Below are 16,150 nucleotides of genomic sequence, written 5' to 3'. Positions count from 1 at the left end.
ACCTCTTCGGACACCGGGCGGGAAGCAGCCACTACTGCGTGGCTGCCCGGAATGACGGTGTTGTAACGGGCTGGGAAGTGATCGACGGTTGCACGGAGGGTTACGGCCGACCGCTGTGTCGACCATCTCCACTGTGCGTCCCGAAACACCGCGATGGAAAATCGAGGTCCGCGCACCCGCACCGGTGCGGACACCGTGACCGAAGCATCCCGTCCGGGGTCGGCGCGAAATCGGTGGGGCCCAATGCCCACGCCCTCCGACGGCCGGCCGTCGGAGGCGGCCCGCGCGTCAGCCGATGCGTCCCGGCAACCGGTCCAGGATCGGGGCCAGATCCAGGCCGCCGGGCATGGTACCGAAGGCCAGACCGCGTTCGGGGGTCAGGCGAGAGGCGCAGAAGGCGTCGGCGACGGCGGCCGGCGCGTGCCGTACGAGCAGGGAGCCCTGTAGGACCAGGGCCATGTGTTCGACCAGGCGGCGGGCCCGCAGTTCGATGTCCGGTGTCGGCACCAGTTCGTCACGGAGCGCGCGCCAGGCGGTGTCGAGGCGGGCGTCGGCGCCGGACGCGGCGTCGATTTCGGCGGCGAACGCGTCCAGGGATTCGGGTTCGCGCCGCAGCGCGCGCAGGACGTCGAGCGCCTGGACGTTGCCGGAGCCCTCCCAGATGCCGTTGAGCGGAGCGTCGCGATACAGCCGCGGCAGTCCCGAGGCTTCGTCGTATCCGTTGCCGCCCAGGCATTCCAGCGCCTCGACGACGGCCGCGGGCTGCCGCTTGCACACCCAGTACTTGGCCACCGCGGTGGCCAGCCGCAGGAAGGCGCGTTCGTGGGTGTCGCCGCGCTCGGCCCGGTCGACGGCACCGGCGACGCGCAGGGCGAGCGTGCTCGCGGCCTCCGACTCCACGCCGAGATCGGCGATCACGTTGCGCATCAGCGGCTGGTCGATCAGCTTGCGGCCGAACACCGAGCGGTGGCGCACGTGGTGGGCGGCCTCCGCCAGGGCGGCGCGAGTGCCGGACGCGGAGCCGAGGACGCAGTCGAGCCGGGTCATGGTGACCATGTCGATGATGGTGCGCACGCCCTGCCCCTCGGCGCCGACCAGCCAGGCGACGGTGTCGTCGAACTCGGGCTCGCTGCTGGCGTTGCTGCGGTTGCCGAGCTTGTCCTTGAGCCGCTGGATGCGGAAGGTGTTGCGGCTGCCGTCGGGGAGCACCCGGGGTACCAGGAAGCAGGACAGGCCGCCGGGCGTCTGGGCGAGGACCAGGAACAGGTCGTTCATCGGGGCGCTGGTGAACCACTTGTGGCCGCGCAACCGCCAGGTACCGTCGGCGTGTTCGGTGGCGGTCGTGGTGTTGCTGCGGACGTCGGTGCCGCCCTGCTTCTCGGTCATCCCCATGCCGGCGAGCAGGCCGCGCTTGGACGCGGGCGCGCGCAGGCCGGGATCGTAGCTGCGGCTGGTGAGCAACGGCTCGTACACCGCCGCGAGTTCGGGGGTGGCGCGCAGTGCCGGGACGACGGCGTAGGTCATCGAGATGGGGCAGCCGTGCCCGGCCTCGGGGGTGGTCCACACCATGAACCCGGCCGCGCGGGCCACGTGGGCGCCCGGACGGGGGTCGGCCCAGGGGGCCGCGGCCAGTCCCTCGCGTACCGCGACATCCAGCAACTGGTGGTAGGCGGGGTGGAATTCGACCTCGTCGATGCGGTTGCCGTAGCGGTCGTGGGTGTGCAGCACCGGCTCGCAGCGGTTGGCCTGCTCCGCTTGGAGCCGAACCTCCTCGCTGCCGGCGAGCCGCCCGACCCGGTGCAGGTCCGCCTCGTACCACTCGGCGCCCTCGCGCCGGATGCCCTCGAGTAGCACCGGGTCGTCGGCGACGTCGTGTCCGACGAGCGGCGGGGGCTGGTTGGTGACTTCGTGGGTGCGGGCGGTCGGGTTGCTGCGCTGCGGCGGCGTTGCCATCACGGTCATCGGGAACCTCCTGGATGGACGGAACGTGCGTCGACGCGGGCGCCCGCGCAGCGCAGGGACATCGCGGTCAGTTCGGCGACGAGGTCCTCGGCGGCCTCCTGGGCCGGCGCGGCCGGCGGGTCGACCAGGACCTCGCCGATCGCGCCGGTGAGGGCGGCGGCGGTGATCTCCGGGTCCTGGGCCGGCATGAGCCCGGCGGCCATGCCTTCGCGGACCACTCGCGCGAACAGCTCTCGGTAGCGACGGCGGAACTCCAGCCGCTGCTCGCCCACGGCGGGTTCGGCGGGCGCGGCGAGCAGGGCGTATGCCAGGCCGCGCCGTTCCAGGGCACGGCGGGCGAACACCGCGACACCCTGCGCGAGGCGGTGCGCGGCATCGCCGTCCGCGTCGTGCAGGACCTTGCCCAGGACCTCCAGTTCGCGCCCGGAGGCCCGGCGGAAGACCTCGACCGCCAGGGCGGCCTTGGACGGGAAGTGCTGGTAGACCGAGCCGGCCGACATGCCCGCAGCGGCAGCCACCGCCGTCACCGAGGCATTGGCCCAGCCCACGTCGGCGACCACGGTGGTGGCCTGCTCGACCAGGTGTTCGCGGGCCGCGTTCAGGCGGTCGTGTTCGGCGGGTGACTTGCGATACGCCATGTAAACAGTGAACCATTATTCAGAGCTTCAGCTCAAGGTCGACGCCCACGTAGGGGCTCACCGCCGAAACGGGGTCGGACTCGAAGGATGGAGATCGTCGAGGCGCACGGCCGTCTCACCGTGCCGCCTGGATCACCTGCAGGTCGATTTCGCCCTGCACGACGGGCCGGTGGCCTGGCTCGCCTACCCGTTCACCTGGAGTGCGGTGATCCCCGACGGTCCCAAGATGCCGGTCGGCACCGAGGGCGAGCTCCACATCGACGGCGGGAACACCGCCCGGGGCCACCCCTTCGTCGTCATCACGAGCGCCCGCCACGTCAGCGAACTCCAGGGCCGCGAGAACGCGTGAACGACGCCTCCCCGGTCCGGGGGTGTGACCATGGGCGTGTCGACGTCGTCGCCGACGGCACGATCGTCCCGGTCGAGGCGCATCAGCGGCTGCCGGTCGCAGCTGCCCGGGTCCGCCTGTCGCAGGTGGGGAACCGAGCCGCGAGCTTTGTCGTCGACCGGATCCTCGATCACCACGCCCACGTGGTCGGAGTCGGCGTCCCACCGTTCCGAGGACCGCGCCACGGATCGGCTCGCCCGTCTGCTCACGCGCGGCGCGGGCGGTGGTACGGCGGGGGCGAAGTTGGCGAAGGGCTCGGCGGCCGCGATCAGGTCGACCAGGGCCGGAGCGGTCGCGGCGTCGGGATGGGCGGCGAGTGCCCCGCGGGCGGCGGTGATCGCAGCGCGGAGTTCCTCATGGCGGGTGGTGGGCATCGGCGGGGTACCTCTCCGGATCGACATCGGTCCGGGGCCGTGCCCGACCACGGGTGCCCGGCTCCTACCCCGCATGGGAACCCCGAAGCGTGAGCTGCGGGGCCCGGGTCGGCATCGCCGCGCTCGTCGTGGCACCGTTCGCCGCCGCGTCCCTGCGCGGCCGTTGGCATCGGCTGCGTGCGCAGGCCCACACCGTGCTGGTGTACGGCGTACTGGGCCTGGCCGGCGCGCAGTTCTGCTTCTTCTCCGCCGTCACCACCATGGACGTCGCACCGGCGTTGCTCATCGAGTACACCGCCCCGGCGGCCGTCGTGGTGTGGTTGTGGGCGCGCCGGGGCCAGCGCCCGCGGCCGTACACCCTGGCCGGGGCCGGCATGGCGGCCGCCGGCCTGGTGTCGGCCGTCGATCTGATCTCCGGCGCCGACCTGGCATGGTCGGGCATGGCCTGGGCGCTCGCGGCGATGGTGGGCCTGACGGCGTACTTCCTCATCGCGGCGGACATCGACACCGGCCTGCCGCCGGTGGCCCTGACCGGCGCCGGTCTCGTGATCGGCACGCTCACCCTCGCCGCCCTCGCGGCCGTCGGACTGTTGCCCATGCACGCCGGCGTCGAGCCGGCCTCCGGGCCGTCGAACTGCACCGAGCCTGGGCCTGCCGGACCGGAGGTTCACGCTCGACGCGCCCGCGACGCACGGCGTGCGGCGGGTGACCGAAGGGACGACGCGCCGGTCGTGACCTTGCCGAAGGTCGGGAGCAGGAGCGATCGGGGTCGCTATCCTTACTCCCCGTCCGCGCCGGTTCGGGTGCGCCGAGGGAAGGTCCGCCGTGTTCACGAGCGTCCTGATGGTCGAGCAACCGTTGTCCATGACAGATGTCGACTTCGTCACCACCCTCCACGACGAGAAAATGTCGTTCGTCGTCCTGATGAACGCGCGGGGCTCGGAGGACCGACTTCTGCGCACCATCGACGACGTCGCCCTCGGTGAACTGGAAGAGGCGGTCCACGAGGGCGACGAGCCCGAGGGCGAGGATGCCCGACGGCCCGCCGCCCTCGCGCTGGAACACACACTCCGCCTGCTGCGCGAGGCCGGCTGCGAGGCCATCGGCCAGGTCGTCGACGGCCACCCACTGGATGTCCTGCGATCGGTCGTGGAGGAGGTCGGCGCCGACGAGGTGGTCGTGTTGACCGCCCCGCACCTGGTCGAGGAGTTCTTTCACCGGGACTGGGCGAGCCGGGCCCGCCACAAGGTGGGCGTCCCTGTGCTCAAGCTCTACGCCCACAGCGAGGATGAGCAGGAGTGATCCGGCCCGGACCACGGGTACGCACCGGCGACCCGTCGCCGCGACGGCGCCGCCCGCTCGACTGAGGGAAGCCACCCGCGACGGACGGGCGTTCGGCCCGTCCGTCGCGATGCGTACGGCACCGTCCGTCGTGGCATTTTCGGGACCGAGACCGTGTCCTACTCCGTTACGGAGCCGTTGACCCGACGTGGGGAGTTCGGGGCGGAACCGCGTCGCGTCGCAGCGCTTCGCGCGGTCTCCGGGATACCGGGAGACCGTTGCCACGTCGGTGAAGTCGACGCTCCGGTACGGATTCCGGCCCCCACGGCCACGGCGATCGATCGCCTGATCGAGGCGCGCACGGGGAGGGGCGGACATTGACCACACGACGAGAGTTCCTCGGCGGCGTCACCACCGCCGGTGCCATGACGTTCCTCGGCGCCGGCCCAGCCGCGGCCTCGACGGACGCAGACCCGGCCTTGGACGCAGACCCGAACGCGGACGCGGACCCAATCGCGGACCCCGACGCGGACACTCGGGACCCGGATCCGCTCGCGCAGCAAGGCGAGGCCCGCAACGCGATCTTCGCGATCGACACCGACACCCGGACGTACTACGACGCGCTCCGGGCCGAACTGATCCACCAGCTGAGCCCGGTCATCATCGTCCAGAACGACTACCGGGGCGGCCGATACACCCTCATCCACGACGGAGCGCAGGAATCCCTGCACCCGGTATCCGACATGTTCGAGTCGGCCAAGTCGATCGCCCACGCGCCCCTCGGCATCTACTCGATCATCGCGCCGTACCTGAGCCACCGGATCCCGGACCTCCCCGGCTCGACGCGCCTCGACCGACACGACCTGGACATGGTGGCCTTCAAAGGGCCCGGAACGACCGACTGGCTGGGTCCGCTTCGCTCGTTCGCCACCACCCTGGCCGGCGCCCGCCGGCAACTCGGCGACGCACGCATGCCACACGGGCTCGAAGCATCGAGCACGCGAATCCTCGACGCGTCGCTCGAGTTCGTCGACGCGTCGGTGCGACGGAGTTCCATCGACATGACGTCGTTCGAGAGCTACACGAGCAGGTTGACGAACGACATCGCCATCAACATCGAACATGCGGCGCAGGCTCAGATCGAGGGCGTGGAAGCGCTCATGACGCGCTGGCGCGACCAGGTCGGCGCGGCGGATTGGCCCGGGCTGTACATCGTCGTTCTGTCGATCTGGACGACATCCGCTCTCAACCAGAACTCGATCATCGTCAAGCGCTTCATGGACCCCGCGAACGCCGACTCGCACCTGATCGACCTCCCGACGGCCCAGCCGCCCGCCGATGCCGTCTTCGTCGCCCTCGACAACCTGGCCCGGATCGTGCAGGACAACGTCGCGGCGGAGACGGTGTTCCCCCTCGACCGCGAACTGGCGGACGCGCTGAAGGGCCCCGAAGATCTGATGGCACAGGCGATCCTGTCCCAACTGGCCTGCCCCTACCGGAGCAGGACCGGGTAGAGCAGGCCACCGACGCAGCGGCCGCAGCGGCCAGGCGTTCCGAGACCGTGTCCCGTCGCCGACTCCCGCCCGCGAACCGGCGGGCCGACGAGAGCGCCTCACGCGTCCACGTGCACGCGAGGCGATCTCCTCGGCCGGCCGGAGCGGACCCGAGTGGCTGTCACCTGGCGTTGACGAGGCGGCAGCCGCTCCAGTCCTTGCCCACGCCGACGGACTCGGTATGGCCGAGGCCCGCGGTGTGCGCGGCGTCGCTGACGTCGCCGGGCTCGACGTATCCGTCCCGGCCCTTCTTCGGGGTGAGGATCCAGATCAGGCCACCGTCCTCAAGCAGCCCGATCGCATCGACCAGTGCGTCCGTGAGGTCACCGTCCTCGCTGCGGAACCAAAGGAGTACGGCGTCGGCGACATCGTCGTAGTTCTCGTCGACCAGGTCCTGACCGGTCAGCGATTCGATGCTCTCGCGGAGGTCATGGTCGACGTCCTCGTCGTAGCCGATCTCCTGGACGATCTGGCCGGGCGCGAAGTCCAGCCTCGTCGCGGGGTTGGTGCGCTCTTCCGCCTGGTCCGCCGTGGCGCTGCTCATCACTGCCTCCGGTGTCGTGGACGCGCTCGCCGCGTCTCGACCGTAGCCAACCAGATACTCGCTGTGATCCGCGTGATTCACGTGGAGCGAGGTCACGAGTCGAGGCTGCCATGAGCGGGGGACGTCCTTTTCGAGCGGTGTGCCGGGCTGTCAGGGGGCTGTCGAGCGGGTGATCGTGGTGAGGGCGTCGAGGAGGCTGCTGTCGCTCGATGGGCGGTCGGGCCGGCAGGCGGCGATGTGGCCGTCGGGTCGAATGAGCAGGGCTCCGTGCGGGCCGAGGCCGCAGAACTCGGCGTGCTCGGCGGGCAGCGTCTCGATGCGCAGCGGCTGTGGCGTGGTGTGTTGCTCCCATTGGGCGGGGTTCGGGGTGAGCAGGGTGAACCATTCGCCGAAGGCGTCGAGCGTGGAGCGATCGTCGGTGAGTCGGAGGTGGGGCATGCGGTGGCCCGGCGCTGCGAAGGGGATGTAGTCGGTGCCACGTGCCGAGGGCTCGGGTGGCGTGCCGTTGCCGTCGGCGAGGACGGCACCGGAGCGGTAGCTGACGCCGAGTACGAGACCGAGTTGAGCGAAGTACTGTTCCGACCAGGGAAGTTCGATCCTGGCCGTCGCTGCTTCGCCGGTTTGCAGCTGGTTCCGGCGCCGGGTCTGGACTTGGAGCATCAGGCGAGTGTTGGCCACCGCCTGGTGGAGCGTCCGGTGGGCAACGGGTTGTCGTTCCGTCTCGTAGGACTCCAACAGGCTTGGTTTTGCCCACCCGTGCAGAACACCCGCCAGTTTCCAGCACAGGTTGTGTACGTCGCCGATGCCGACGTTCATGCCCAGGCCGCCGGTGATCGGGAGCGCGTGCGCGGCATCGCCGACCAGCAGGGTCCGGCCGTGCCGATAGCGTTCGGCGACGAACGCGTTCATGACCCAGTGCTGAACCCGCAACACGTCGGCCCGTACGTCGGCACCGGGACCGAGGGCGTGCGAAACGAGGTCGGGCCAGTCGGCGTGCGCGGCGTCCTCGGGCGTGACACCGAACCAGGCCCATCCCCCTTCGGGGTAGAGCGGAAGGAACGATCCGTGCGCGGTGACGTAGACCCCGGCGGGCTGGTGCGCGCACCAGCGGTTGAGGTCGGCGTCGAATACGACGGTGGTGAAGTCCCCCAGCACTCCCGGGCCGGTGGTGTCGATTCCGAGCAGTTGCCGGACGGTGGAGTTCGCGCCGTCCGCGGCGAGTACGTAGCGGGCGTGGGCGCGAATCTCGCCCCCGCGCCGGTGGTCGACGAGCGAGGCCACGACGCCGTCGGGGCCCTCGGTCAGGCCGATGACCTCGACGCCGAACCGCACGTGTGCGGTGGCTGCGCCGAGCAGGATGGGTTCCAACCGATCCTGCGAGGTGAGCACGCCGATCACGGGGCTCTCGGGTACCGGCGCGTTGACCCCGACCATCGCCGCTGTGGCGAAGTCGCGGTCGTACAGCGTGTCGCGGAAGCGGATGCGGGCGTACTCGGGTGCGAACGCGGCGGCCGTGATCTCGTCGGCGAGCCCGAGTTGACGATAGATCTCCATCGAGCGCACGTTGACCAGTCGCGAGCGTGGAAACGGGGACAGCTCGCGGCGCTTCTCGACCAGCAGTACCCGTACGCCCCAGCGTTCCAGCAGTGCTCGCGCGGTGAGCCCGACGGGCCCGCCACCCACGATCAATACGTCCACCTCGGCGTCTGCTCCGGGCATGTCGAGTTCCTCCTGCTCACCTCGTCACCTCGGGTCTGTCTCGGCACTCGGTGACTGTGACGTGGCGGGCGCGCGGTCGACGGCTCGGCTCGGCCATCACGCCCTGATCGAAAGGGGGTTCGGGGGTGGGGGACGGCGCCGGACGGGGCGGGCCGGCGACGTGGCTCGGATGTGTCCCGATATGTGGTCGACCGTAGTGCCGTCCTTGACGTGCCGGGCGCATGCCGGCCACTACCCGGCGACCGGCGTGTCGTGGGGGCCGGACGGGCGGGACGATGACTCCGGACCCGTTCGGAAGTCGTTGCCTTGCCGCCGGCGTCAGGGCCCGCGTCAGCGAACCGCTGAAGCAGCGCCATGCGCGTCGTGGCGAAGTCGACGGCTCCGGGCCGGTATCGAGGCAACCGACCGGCCATGGCAGCTCCCGGACGAGAAGCCGGGCCGCGCGCACCCCGGCATCCGCCGTGAACTTTGTGCCGATCGGGTCCCCAGTGCGTGAACATCCTCACAGCATCTCCTCGGACTGCCCGCCGAGCGGGGCCGTCGGCGCTCGGCGGGTGGGGCGTGATGCCGTCCGCTTCTCCTGCGACGCGCCCGGGTTTCGGCGGTCGCAATGGTCGCAATGCTCCGAATGACCCATGCATTCAGACCATTTCCCCCGCCCGTCCGGCCGGTTTCCCGAGTATTCGCCCCCGACGCTCGACGCATCGAATTCGGTTGCCATCAATCGATATACCGGACATATATCCCGATCCCGGGAATGATCACCCGCGGGTAGCCGACGCGAAAGAAGAAGTGTCATCGTCCCCGGGAACGGGGAAGTCGACGCCATTACACTCGCTACGCCCCATCGACGAGAGAGCAGCGGAGAGTGATACGTGCAGCGGGCGGGTCGCGCTATCCGCGATGCGCCGGACGGAGACCGTGTGGCGCGCCTCGTGCACACGGACGACGCCGAAATCCACTCGCTGCGCGCGCCGTTGCCCGCCTGATTGCGCGACGAGGACCGTGGGAATGAACTTTGTACAGGACCCCGCACTCTGGTACGGGGTGGCCGGCACCTGTGCCGCGGCCGTTTACGTGGCCCGCAGCCGAATAACCGTCAGGGACCTGAGGGAGAGGAATCGCCTGCTGGCCGAGGACGTGCGCATGCGCGACGACGAGATCGACAATGTCGTCCGGGTGTTGCTGCCGGCCCTGGTCGAGACCGGGGAACGACTCAAGGGATCGCTCCTCCTCCACTCGGAACTTCGTGCCACGCCGTACGCACAAAACATCGAGACGGTCGTGGAGATGTTCACCACCGCCGTCGAGGACGCCCGCGACCGCGCCGACCATTCGGCCAAGAACGCGCTGAAGGCCGCCATGCGCACCCTCCAGGCGCTGGCCGGGGAACAGCAGTTGGCGATCTCCGACATGCAGAACAACTACGTCGACGCGCAACTGCTCCAGGACCTGCTGGCGATCGACCACATGAACTCGCAATTCGGCCGCCGCGCCCAGGTCATCGCCGCACTCTGCGGCGGGTGGACCGGACGCCAACGCGCCGCGGCACCGCTGTACGACGTCATGCGCGGCGCGAAGGGCCGCATCCGCGACTACCTCCGCGTGGAGATCCGGATGCAATCCAACGTCGCCGTCATCGGCCGGGCGGTCGAGCCGGTCGCGCTCGCGGTGGCCGAACTCCTCGACAACGCCGCCAGTTATTCCCCACCGCACACCACCGTCGAAATCAATTTCCAGACCGTACCCAACGGGGTGTGCGTCATGGTCGACGACGCGGGCGTGGGCATGCACGAGGAGGCCCGGCAGAGCGCGGCCCGCTACCTCGACGCCACCGAGCCGGTGGGCATCACCCGGCTGGGACACCCGCCCCAGTTCGGCTTCCCCGTCATCGGCATGCTCGCCGCCCAATACGGCTTCACCGTCTCGGTGGACACCCGATCGCCCTACGGCGGCATGCGCGCGGTGGTGATGCTCCCCTCCGAACTGCTCACCACCGCCGTCGACGTCGAGCCCGCCCCGGTCCCCGCGCAGCGTCGCGTTGCCCGCGTCCCCCGCGCCGCGACCGGCGAAGCCCGGCCCGCCACACCCGCAACCACCGCTCCCGTCGCCGACGAAGGAACCGCCGCCCTGGACGGAGAACTGCCGCAGCGCCGCCGCCGGGCCCCGCTGCAGGTCGACCGCACGCACCAACCGGCGCCGACCGAGGCCGCCGACCGATCGGACGCGGAGACGGCGGGGCTGATGGGCGCGTTCCTGCGCGGAACCCGCTCCGGCCGCGTTCCCGAAACAGACGACAAAGGGCAAGAAAACCGATGAACAACGACCTGGCCTGGATTCTCAACGACGCCCTCAAGGTCCCGGAGGCGCGGCACGCCATCCTGTTGTCCGCGGACGGAATATTGCGCGCACATTCCGACGGGATATCCCGGGACGAAGCCGATCGTCAGGCCGCGGCGCTGTCCGGGCTGCAATCGATCAGCCGAAGCACGGCTGAGTTCATCGGCGATTCCGAGACGCCGTGGCGTCAGACGCTCGTCGAGTTCGGCGACGGATTCATCTTCCTGGTGGCGGCCGGTCCCGGCGCCTATCTGGCTGTATCGGCCACGCAGAACGTGGACATGGAAATCATCACGTTCCGCATGCAACAGCTGGTTCGCCAACTCGGAAAGGAACTGACCAGCCCGCCCCGACGGAATGCGGACCATTCGGTATGACCAACGATCCCACAGCGAAAACCGACGCCCCCGACTTAGTACGCCCCTACGTCATCACCCGCGGCCGCGGCCACCCGACCCGCGAGGGTCTGGACCTGGTCAGTCTGGTGATCGCGTTGCCCGGCGACCAGTCCCCGCACATCCTCGACCCCGAAAGCACGCGCCTGCTCGACCTGTGTCGCGGCGGGATCCTCTCGGTCGCCGAGGTCGCCGCACACCTGAAACTGCCCATCGGCGTGGTCAAGGTGCTGCTGTCCGACCTCATGGACACCGGCCTGGTGGCCACCCGCCGACCCATCCCCACCGCCGAGCTTCCCAAGACCCAACTTCTACAGGAGGTGCTGGATGGACTCGCCCGTCTCTAGCGGCGGCGCCACCGACGTCTACCTGGCCGACTCCGTCAAGGTCGCGGCGAAGATCCTGGTGGTCGGGCACTTCGCCGTCGGCAAGACCACGTTCGTCGGCACCATGTCGGAGATCCGGCCCCTCAGTACCGAGGAGACGATGACGCAGGCCGGCGCACACGTCGACGACCTGACGGGCGCGGGCCGCAAGACCACCACCACGGTCGCCCTGGACTTCGGCCGACTCACCCTCAGCGACCGACTCGTGCTCTACCTCTTCGGCACGCCCGGGCAGCAGCGCTTCGCCCAGGTGTGGAAGGACATGACCCTCGGCGCACTCGGCGCCCTCGTCCTGATCGACCCCCAGCGCTTCGACCAATCCTTCGACGTCATCGGCCTGTTGGAGGAATACGACGTGCCGTACGCCGTCGCCATCAACCGGTTCGACGGCGCCGTCGAACATCCCCTGGAGAAGCTGCGCACCGCGCTCGACCTGCTGCCGGAGACGCCGCTGGTCACCTGCGACGCCCGCGACCGCGCCTCCTCGACCGAGGCCCTGATGGCCCTCGTCCGCTACCTCCAGCTCCGGGCATCCAAGGAACTCGTGTGAACACTGGCCCACTCGATCGTCCGGCACCCTCTTCCGGCGATCACCCCACACCGCCCCCGGGCTGCCCCGCACACCACGCCGGCGGGGCCGTCCCGCTGCACGACAAGGCGTTCTCCGCCGACCCCCGCGCCGTGTACGAACACCTGCGTCGACAGGGCGTGGCGGGATCGGTGGAATTGGCACCCGGGGTGGACGCGATGCTGGTCACCGACCACGCCGCCGCACTGCGCGTCCTGCACTCCCCCGAACTGTTCGCCAAGGACCCCCGACGCTGGCTCGCGCTGGCGGACGGCACGGTCCCCGCCGACAGCCCGGTCGTGCCCATGATGATGCACCGGCCGAACTGCCTGTTCACCGACGGCGCCGAGCACCTGCGGCTGCGCCAGGCCGTCACCGACAGCCTCGACCGGATCGACCCTTACCAGCTGCGCCGTTTCGTCGAACGCAGCTCGGACTACCTGGTCGACCAGTGGGCGGGCACCGGCAGCGTCGACCTGCTGAACTCCTACGCCAAGACCCTGCCGCTCCTGGTGTTCAGCGAACTCTTCGGCAGTCCGCCCGAATTGGGCGACCGCCTGGTCGCGGGCATCGCCGGCATCTTCGACGCGGTCGGGGACGCGGAAGCGGCCAACCACCTGCTGACCGGCGCCCTGGTCGAACTCGTCGCGCTCAAACGCGAACAGCCCGGCTCCGATGTCACCTCGTGGCTGATGGCCCACCCCAACCGGCTCAACGACGAGGAGATGATCCACCAACTCGTCATGCTCATGAGCGCCGGCACCGAACCGCAACGCAACCTGATCGCCAACGGGTTGCGGTTGATCCTCTCCGACGAGCGGTTCTCGGTCAGCCTGTTCGGCGGCGGAGCGTCCGTCGAGGACGCGCTCGACGAGGTGTTGTGGACCGACCCCCCGATGGCCAACTACGCGGTGCACTACCCGGTACGGGACGTCGACCTGGCGGGCGTCACGCTCCGCCGGGGCACCCCGGTGGTGATCAGCTTCGCCGCGACCAACAGCGACCCCGCCCTGTTCGCGGACGGCCGCAGGCCGAACAACCGCTCTCATCTGGCCTGGAGCGCGGGGCCGCACGCCTGCCCGGCCAAGGACTCCGCCTGGCTGATCGCCACCGCCGCGATCGAAAAGCTGCTCAACCGCCTGCCGGACCTCGAACTCGCCGTTCCGGTCGCGGAGTTGGATTGGCGTCCCGGCCCCTTCAACCGGGCGCTCACCGCGCTGCCGGCCCGCTTCACGCCCATCCCGCCGCGCACCGTACCTCGGCCGGCGGGTCAGGCGCCCGCACGCTCCGCCACCGCCCCCGAGCGCCCGGACCCCGGCGCGCGCAAGGGCGGGGTATGGAGCTCGTTCCTGAACTGGTGGCGAGGCCAATAGCCGCACCCTGACCCGCCACACCAGGCGGGGCCGGCCACCACCGGTGCCGGTGCCACAGCCCGGGAGAGTCGCTCTCTCCCGGGCCGGGCACCGGCGCCTTCGAGCGGGGCGGGAAAGACGCCTGCGTCGAACGCCCCGCCCGACAACCGCAGACACCCTTCACCGTCGACCGCCCACACCCGGGGCGGCCGATCGATCAACGCTGTGCCGAGTCGTCAGTTGACCTCGTGTCGAGTTCGAAGGAGCCGTCGTGCAGTCTTCAGCGCCCACCACCGTCATCGACAGCCGAAGTGTCGTCGCCCTGTTGTCCCGGCTACGCTCCGTGGCCGGCCAGGCGGACCCCCTACCGCTGTACGCGAGTCTACGGGAGATGGGCGACGTGGTGCCCGCACCCTGGGGCGGGTTCCTGGTGACCGGCTACCGCGCGTGCGACGAGGTTTTGCGCAGCCCTGACTGGCTCGCTCTGGACCGGGCGTGGCGCGCCCGACAGACCGACGGCCCGCGCTGGTCGACACCGTCGTCCCGCGAACTCGAACAGACCCTGGTGGCACTCAATCCGCCGGAGCACACCCGAATCCGCAGATCCGTCAACAACATCTTCGACCGCGGCACCCTCGAAGCGCTGCGCCCGACGGTGCAACGGGTGGCGAACACACTGCTCGACACCCTGATCGAGCACGCCAAAGGCGCGGACGCGGACTTCGCCGAACTCGTCGGCGAACAACTGCCGGTGGCCACCGTCGGGCACTGGCTGGGCCTGCCGGCCGAGGACTTCGACCTGCTGCGCGCACTGACCCACGCGCAGGCGTACGCCCAGGAGTTGCTGCCCACCAAACGGCAGCTCCTGGCGGCGGACGACGCCATCCGGGGGTTGCGCGAGTATTTCACCGCCCTGGTCGCGCGCCGCCGTGCGAACCCCGGCGACGACGTGATCTCCGGGTGGCTGCGCGCCTGGGACGCGCTGGAGCCGGATCGGGAACTGGCGGACGAGAACGTCTACTCGCTCGCCATGTTCGTGGTCATCGCGTCCCTGGAGACCACTTCCACGCTGCTGTCCACGATGATCTGGACCTTCGACCGGCACCCGGGGCAGCGGGAGTGGCTGCGCACGCACCCGGCGGCCCTGGCCGATGCCGTCGAGGAGGTCTTCCGCTACGACCCGCCGATCCACGTGACCACCCGCCACGCGGGTAGGGACCTGGTCCTGGGCGGCATGCCCATCGCCCGGGGCGAGGTCGTGCACACGATGCTGGGCGCGGCCAATCACGACCCGGCCGTGACGCCCGACGCGCACGCCTTCGACGTCACACGTCGGGCCCGGCACATCTCCTTCGGTGGCGGCATCCACTACTGCATCGGGGCGAGCCTGGCCCGCCTGGAGGCCGGTGTGCTGCTCGAGACGATCCTGCGTCGCCTGCCCGCGCTGCGGGTCGTGGCACCGCCCACCTGGGAGCCCCGGCTGGCCTTTCGCCGGATCATCCGGATGCCGGTGAGCGTGCGCTGAGCGATCGCATGACGGGGCCGGTCGCGTCACACCGACGCGACCGGCCCCGTCGGCGTCAGCGCGCGATTCCGGCGCCCAGGAACGCCGACAGGAAGTGGCCGTCGAGCATGGACAGATCACCGAACCGGTCGCTCCGGCTGTAGGCGTTCATCAGCGTCTTCGACGCGTGCAGTGCCGCGACGGGCCTGCGCACCACGGGCTTGACCCAGCGGCTCACCGCCGCATCGAGCTCGTCGGCCGGCACGACCTGGTGCAGGATCGACAACCGATGTGCGGTGTGGGCATCGAACGCGTCTGCGGTCAATACGAGTTCGCGGATGCGGGCGGCGCCGACCTCGCCGATGAGTCGGGCCATCGCGCCGCCCCACGCGGTCGGCAGCCCCAGGGCCAGCTCCGGCATCCGAAACCGTGTCTCGATATCGCCCACCCGCAGGTCGCAGAAGACCGCCAGGGCCAGCCCCGCCCCGACCACCTGGCCGTGAACGCGCGCGATGGTGACCGGATCTGCCGCGGCCAGCCCTTCGCATACCGACCGCGCCTTGTCGCCGATCCGGCGCACGGCCGGCCCGCCGGGATCCTCGGCCGCCAGGCGTAGGAACTCGCCGCGATCACCGCCGAGGCAGAAGGAATCCCCCTCCCCGGACAGGACGAGCACGCGCACGTCATCGCGCGTACGCAGGTGGGAAAGCACTGCCAGGAGGTCGTCCAACATCTGCTCGTCGAGCGCGTTGCCTCCCTCCGGCCGGGCCAACCGCACGTGCAGTACCGCCCCTTCGAGGCTGGTGCGCACCGTCTTCAGATCCAGCGAGTCCACGAGGGTGATCCCTTCCGGTCGCGAGGGGAAACGCCGCCGCACCACGCGGAAGCCCCCGTCGATCACCAGATCGTCGCATTGGTGATCACGCCTTGAGGAGCCGAATCCACGCCATTCGAGGGCTCTACCAGGGCATTCACGCCACGCCGTGACCGGCCGGCCGCCGGGCGCCGGTGTGGGCACGGGCTCGCCGGGAACCGCCGAAATGGCCGGGGGGGGGGGGCGGGGGGGGCGGCGCCCCCGCGGCCCACGGGGGTGGTTTTTTGTTTTTTAAACTAAAAACCGCCCCACCCCGCGCGCCCGGCCGGTCC

14 protein-coding genes and 1 pseudogene are annotated in these 16,150 nt (G+C 70.3%); 9 read left to right on the top strand and 6 right to left on the bottom strand.

The features are described from left to right. Nucleotides 1-288 precede the first annotated feature (288 nt). The 3 genes from ABZS54_RS16920 to ABZS54_RS16910 all read right to left on the bottom strand — a co-directional run bounded on the left by ABZS54_RS16920 (nucleotide 289) and on the right by ABZS54_RS16910 (nucleotide 3,362). Nucleotides 289-1,962 carry an acyl-CoA dehydrogenase family protein gene (locus ABZS54_RS16920; protein WP_355535736.1) on the bottom strand — a complete coding sequence of 558 codons (1,674 nt, stop codon included), beginning with the start codon at nucleotides 1,960-1,962 and terminating at the stop codon, nucleotides 289-291. Continuing rightward, a complete protein-coding gene (locus ABZS54_RS16915) occupies nucleotides 1,959-2,600 on the bottom strand; it encodes a TetR family transcriptional regulator (protein ID WP_355535733.1) in 642 nt (213 codons plus the stop codon). The genes ABZS54_RS16920 and ABZS54_RS16915 overlap by 4 nt, the downstream gene beginning before the upstream one ends. 183 nt (nucleotides 2,601-2,783) lie before the next feature. Further along, entirely contained in the window at nucleotides 2,784-3,362 is a 579-nt protein-coding gene (locus tag ABZS54_RS16910; RefSeq protein WP_355535731.1) for a hypothetical protein, read from the bottom strand. Nucleotides 3,363-3,415: 53 nt separating this feature from the next. On the opposite strand from ABZS54_RS16910, the pseudogene ABZS54_RS16905 reads away from it, so the two are divergent. The 3 genes and pseudogenes from ABZS54_RS16905 to ABZS54_RS16895 all read left to right on the top strand — a co-directional run. Beyond that, nucleotides 3,416-3,697 (top strand): annotated as a pseudogene (locus ABZS54_RS16905) (EamA family transporter); the annotation flags it as partial. Nucleotides 3,698-4,187: 490 nt separating this feature from the next. Next, nucleotides 4,188-4,664, top strand: a complete 477-nt coding sequence (locus ABZS54_RS16900; protein WP_355535729.1) for an indole-3-glycerol phosphate synthase — start codon at nucleotides 4,188-4,190, stop codon at nucleotides 4,662-4,664. A gap of 356 nt (nucleotides 4,665-5,020) precedes the next feature. Further along, nucleotides 5,021-6,157 carry a hypothetical protein gene (locus ABZS54_RS16895; protein WP_355535727.1) on the top strand — a complete coding sequence of 379 codons (1,137 nt, stop codon included), beginning with the start codon at nucleotides 5,021-5,023 and terminating at the stop codon, nucleotides 6,155-6,157. A 160-nt stretch (nucleotides 6,158-6,317) separates the two neighbouring features. Here the strand turns inward: ABZS54_RS16895 and ABZS54_RS16890 are convergent, their stop codons facing one another. Both ABZS54_RS16890 and ABZS54_RS16885 read right to left on the bottom strand, forming a co-directional pair. Then, the gene (locus ABZS54_RS16890; protein WP_355535725.1) at nucleotides 6,318-6,740 is read right to left on the bottom strand and encodes a DUF3052 domain-containing protein; all 423 of its coding nucleotides are present in this window, start codon (nucleotides 6,738-6,740) and stop codon (nucleotides 6,318-6,320) included. A gap of 150 nt (nucleotides 6,741-6,890) precedes the next feature. Then, nucleotides 6,891-8,459, bottom strand: coding sequence for an FAD-dependent monooxygenase (locus ABZS54_RS16885; protein ID WP_355535723.1), 1,569 nt, complete (start codon nucleotides 8,457-8,459; stop codon nucleotides 6,891-6,893). 1,011 nt (nucleotides 8,460-9,470) lie between these two features. Here ABZS54_RS16885 and ABZS54_RS16880 point away from each other — a divergent pair. The 6 genes from ABZS54_RS16880 (at nucleotide 9,471) to ABZS54_RS16855 (ending at nucleotide 15,025) form a co-directional block, all read left to right on the top strand. Next, nucleotides 9,471-10,778 carry an ATP-binding protein gene (locus ABZS54_RS16880; protein ID WP_355535721.1) on the top strand — a complete coding sequence of 436 codons (1,308 nt, stop codon included), beginning with the start codon at nucleotides 9,471-9,473 and terminating at the stop codon, nucleotides 10,776-10,778. Further along, the gene (locus tag ABZS54_RS16875) at nucleotides 10,775-11,176 is read left to right on the top strand and encodes a roadblock/LC7 domain-containing protein (RefSeq protein ID WP_355535719.1); all 402 of its coding nucleotides are present in this window, start codon (nucleotides 10,775-10,777) and stop codon (nucleotides 11,174-11,176) included. The genes ABZS54_RS16880 and ABZS54_RS16875 overlap by 4 nt, the downstream gene beginning before the upstream one ends. Further along, on the top strand, nucleotides 11,173-11,541 hold the full coding sequence (locus ABZS54_RS16870; protein WP_355535716.1) for a DUF742 domain-containing protein: 369 nt from the start codon (nucleotides 11,173-11,175) through the stop codon (nucleotides 11,539-11,541). Before ABZS54_RS16875 ends, ABZS54_RS16870 begins: the two co-directional genes overlap by 4 nt. Continuing rightward, nucleotides 11,522-12,130, top strand: a complete 609-nt coding sequence (locus tag ABZS54_RS16865; RefSeq protein WP_355535713.1) for an ATP/GTP-binding protein — start codon at nucleotides 11,522-11,524, stop codon at nucleotides 12,128-12,130. The genes ABZS54_RS16870 and ABZS54_RS16865 overlap by 20 nt, the downstream gene beginning before the upstream one ends. Before the next feature lie 158 nt (nucleotides 12,131-12,288). Next, nucleotides 12,289-13,521 carry a cytochrome P450 gene (locus tag ABZS54_RS16860; protein WP_355535862.1) on the top strand — a complete coding sequence of 411 codons (1,233 nt, stop codon included), beginning with the start codon at nucleotides 12,289-12,291 and terminating at the stop codon, nucleotides 13,519-13,521. A gap of 370 nt (nucleotides 13,522-13,891) precedes the next feature. Beyond that, the gene (locus ABZS54_RS16855; RefSeq protein ID WP_355535710.1) at nucleotides 13,892-15,025 is read left to right on the top strand and encodes a cytochrome P450; all 1,134 of its coding nucleotides are present in this window, start codon (nucleotides 13,892-13,894) and stop codon (nucleotides 15,023-15,025) included. 55 nt (nucleotides 15,026-15,080) lie between these two features. On the opposite strand, the gene ABZS54_RS16850 is transcribed toward ABZS54_RS16855, so the two are convergent. Then, the gene (locus ABZS54_RS16850) at nucleotides 15,081-15,848 is read right to left on the bottom strand and encodes an enoyl-CoA hydratase/isomerase family protein (RefSeq protein ID WP_355535859.1); all 768 of its coding nucleotides are present in this window, start codon (nucleotides 15,846-15,848) and stop codon (nucleotides 15,081-15,083) included. Nucleotides 15,849-16,150 lie beyond the last annotated feature (302 nt).

It is taken from the genome of Embleya sp. NPDC005575 (genome assembly GCF_040605455.1).
GTDB lineage: Bacteria > Actinomycetota > Actinomycetes > Streptomycetales > Streptomycetaceae > Embleya.
This window is presented reverse-complemented; position numbering and strand designations above follow the sequence as displayed.

Coding starts and splice junctions, on each gene's coding strand:
- ABZS54_RS16920 (WP_355535736.1), bottom strand. CDS start 1,962: ATGACCGTGATGGCAACGCCGCCGCAGCGCAGCAACCCGACCGCCCGC.
- ABZS54_RS16915 (WP_355535733.1), bottom strand. CDS start 2,600: ATGGCGTATCGCAAGTCACCCGCCGAACACGACCGCCTGAACGCGGCC.
- ABZS54_RS16910 (WP_355535731.1), bottom strand. CDS start 3,362: ATGCCCACCACCCGCCATGAGGAACTCCGCGCTGCGATCACCGCCGCC.
- ABZS54_RS16890 (WP_355535725.1), bottom strand. CDS start 6,740: ATGAGCAGCGCCACGGCGGACCAGGCGGAAGAGCGCACCAACCCCGCG.
- ABZS54_RS16885 (WP_355535723.1), bottom strand. CDS start 8,459: ATGCCCGGAGCAGACGCCGAGGTGGACGTATTGATCGTGGGTGGCGGG.
- ABZS54_RS16880 (WP_355535721.1), top strand. CDS start 9,471: ATGAACTTTGTACAGGACCCCGCACTCTGGTACGGGGTGGCCGGCACC.
- ABZS54_RS16875 (WP_355535719.1), top strand. CDS start 10,775: ATGAACAACGACCTGGCCTGGATTCTCAACGACGCCCTCAAGGTCCCG.
- ABZS54_RS16870 (WP_355535716.1), top strand. CDS start 11,173: ATGACCAACGATCCCACAGCGAAAACCGACGCCCCCGACTTAGTACGC.
- ABZS54_RS16865 (WP_355535713.1), top strand. CDS start 11,522: ATGGACTCGCCCGTCTCTAGCGGCGGCGCCACCGACGTCTACCTGGCC.
- ABZS54_RS16855 (WP_355535710.1), top strand. CDS start 13,892: ATGGGCGACGTGGTGCCCGCACCCTGGGGCGGGTTCCTGGTGACCGGC.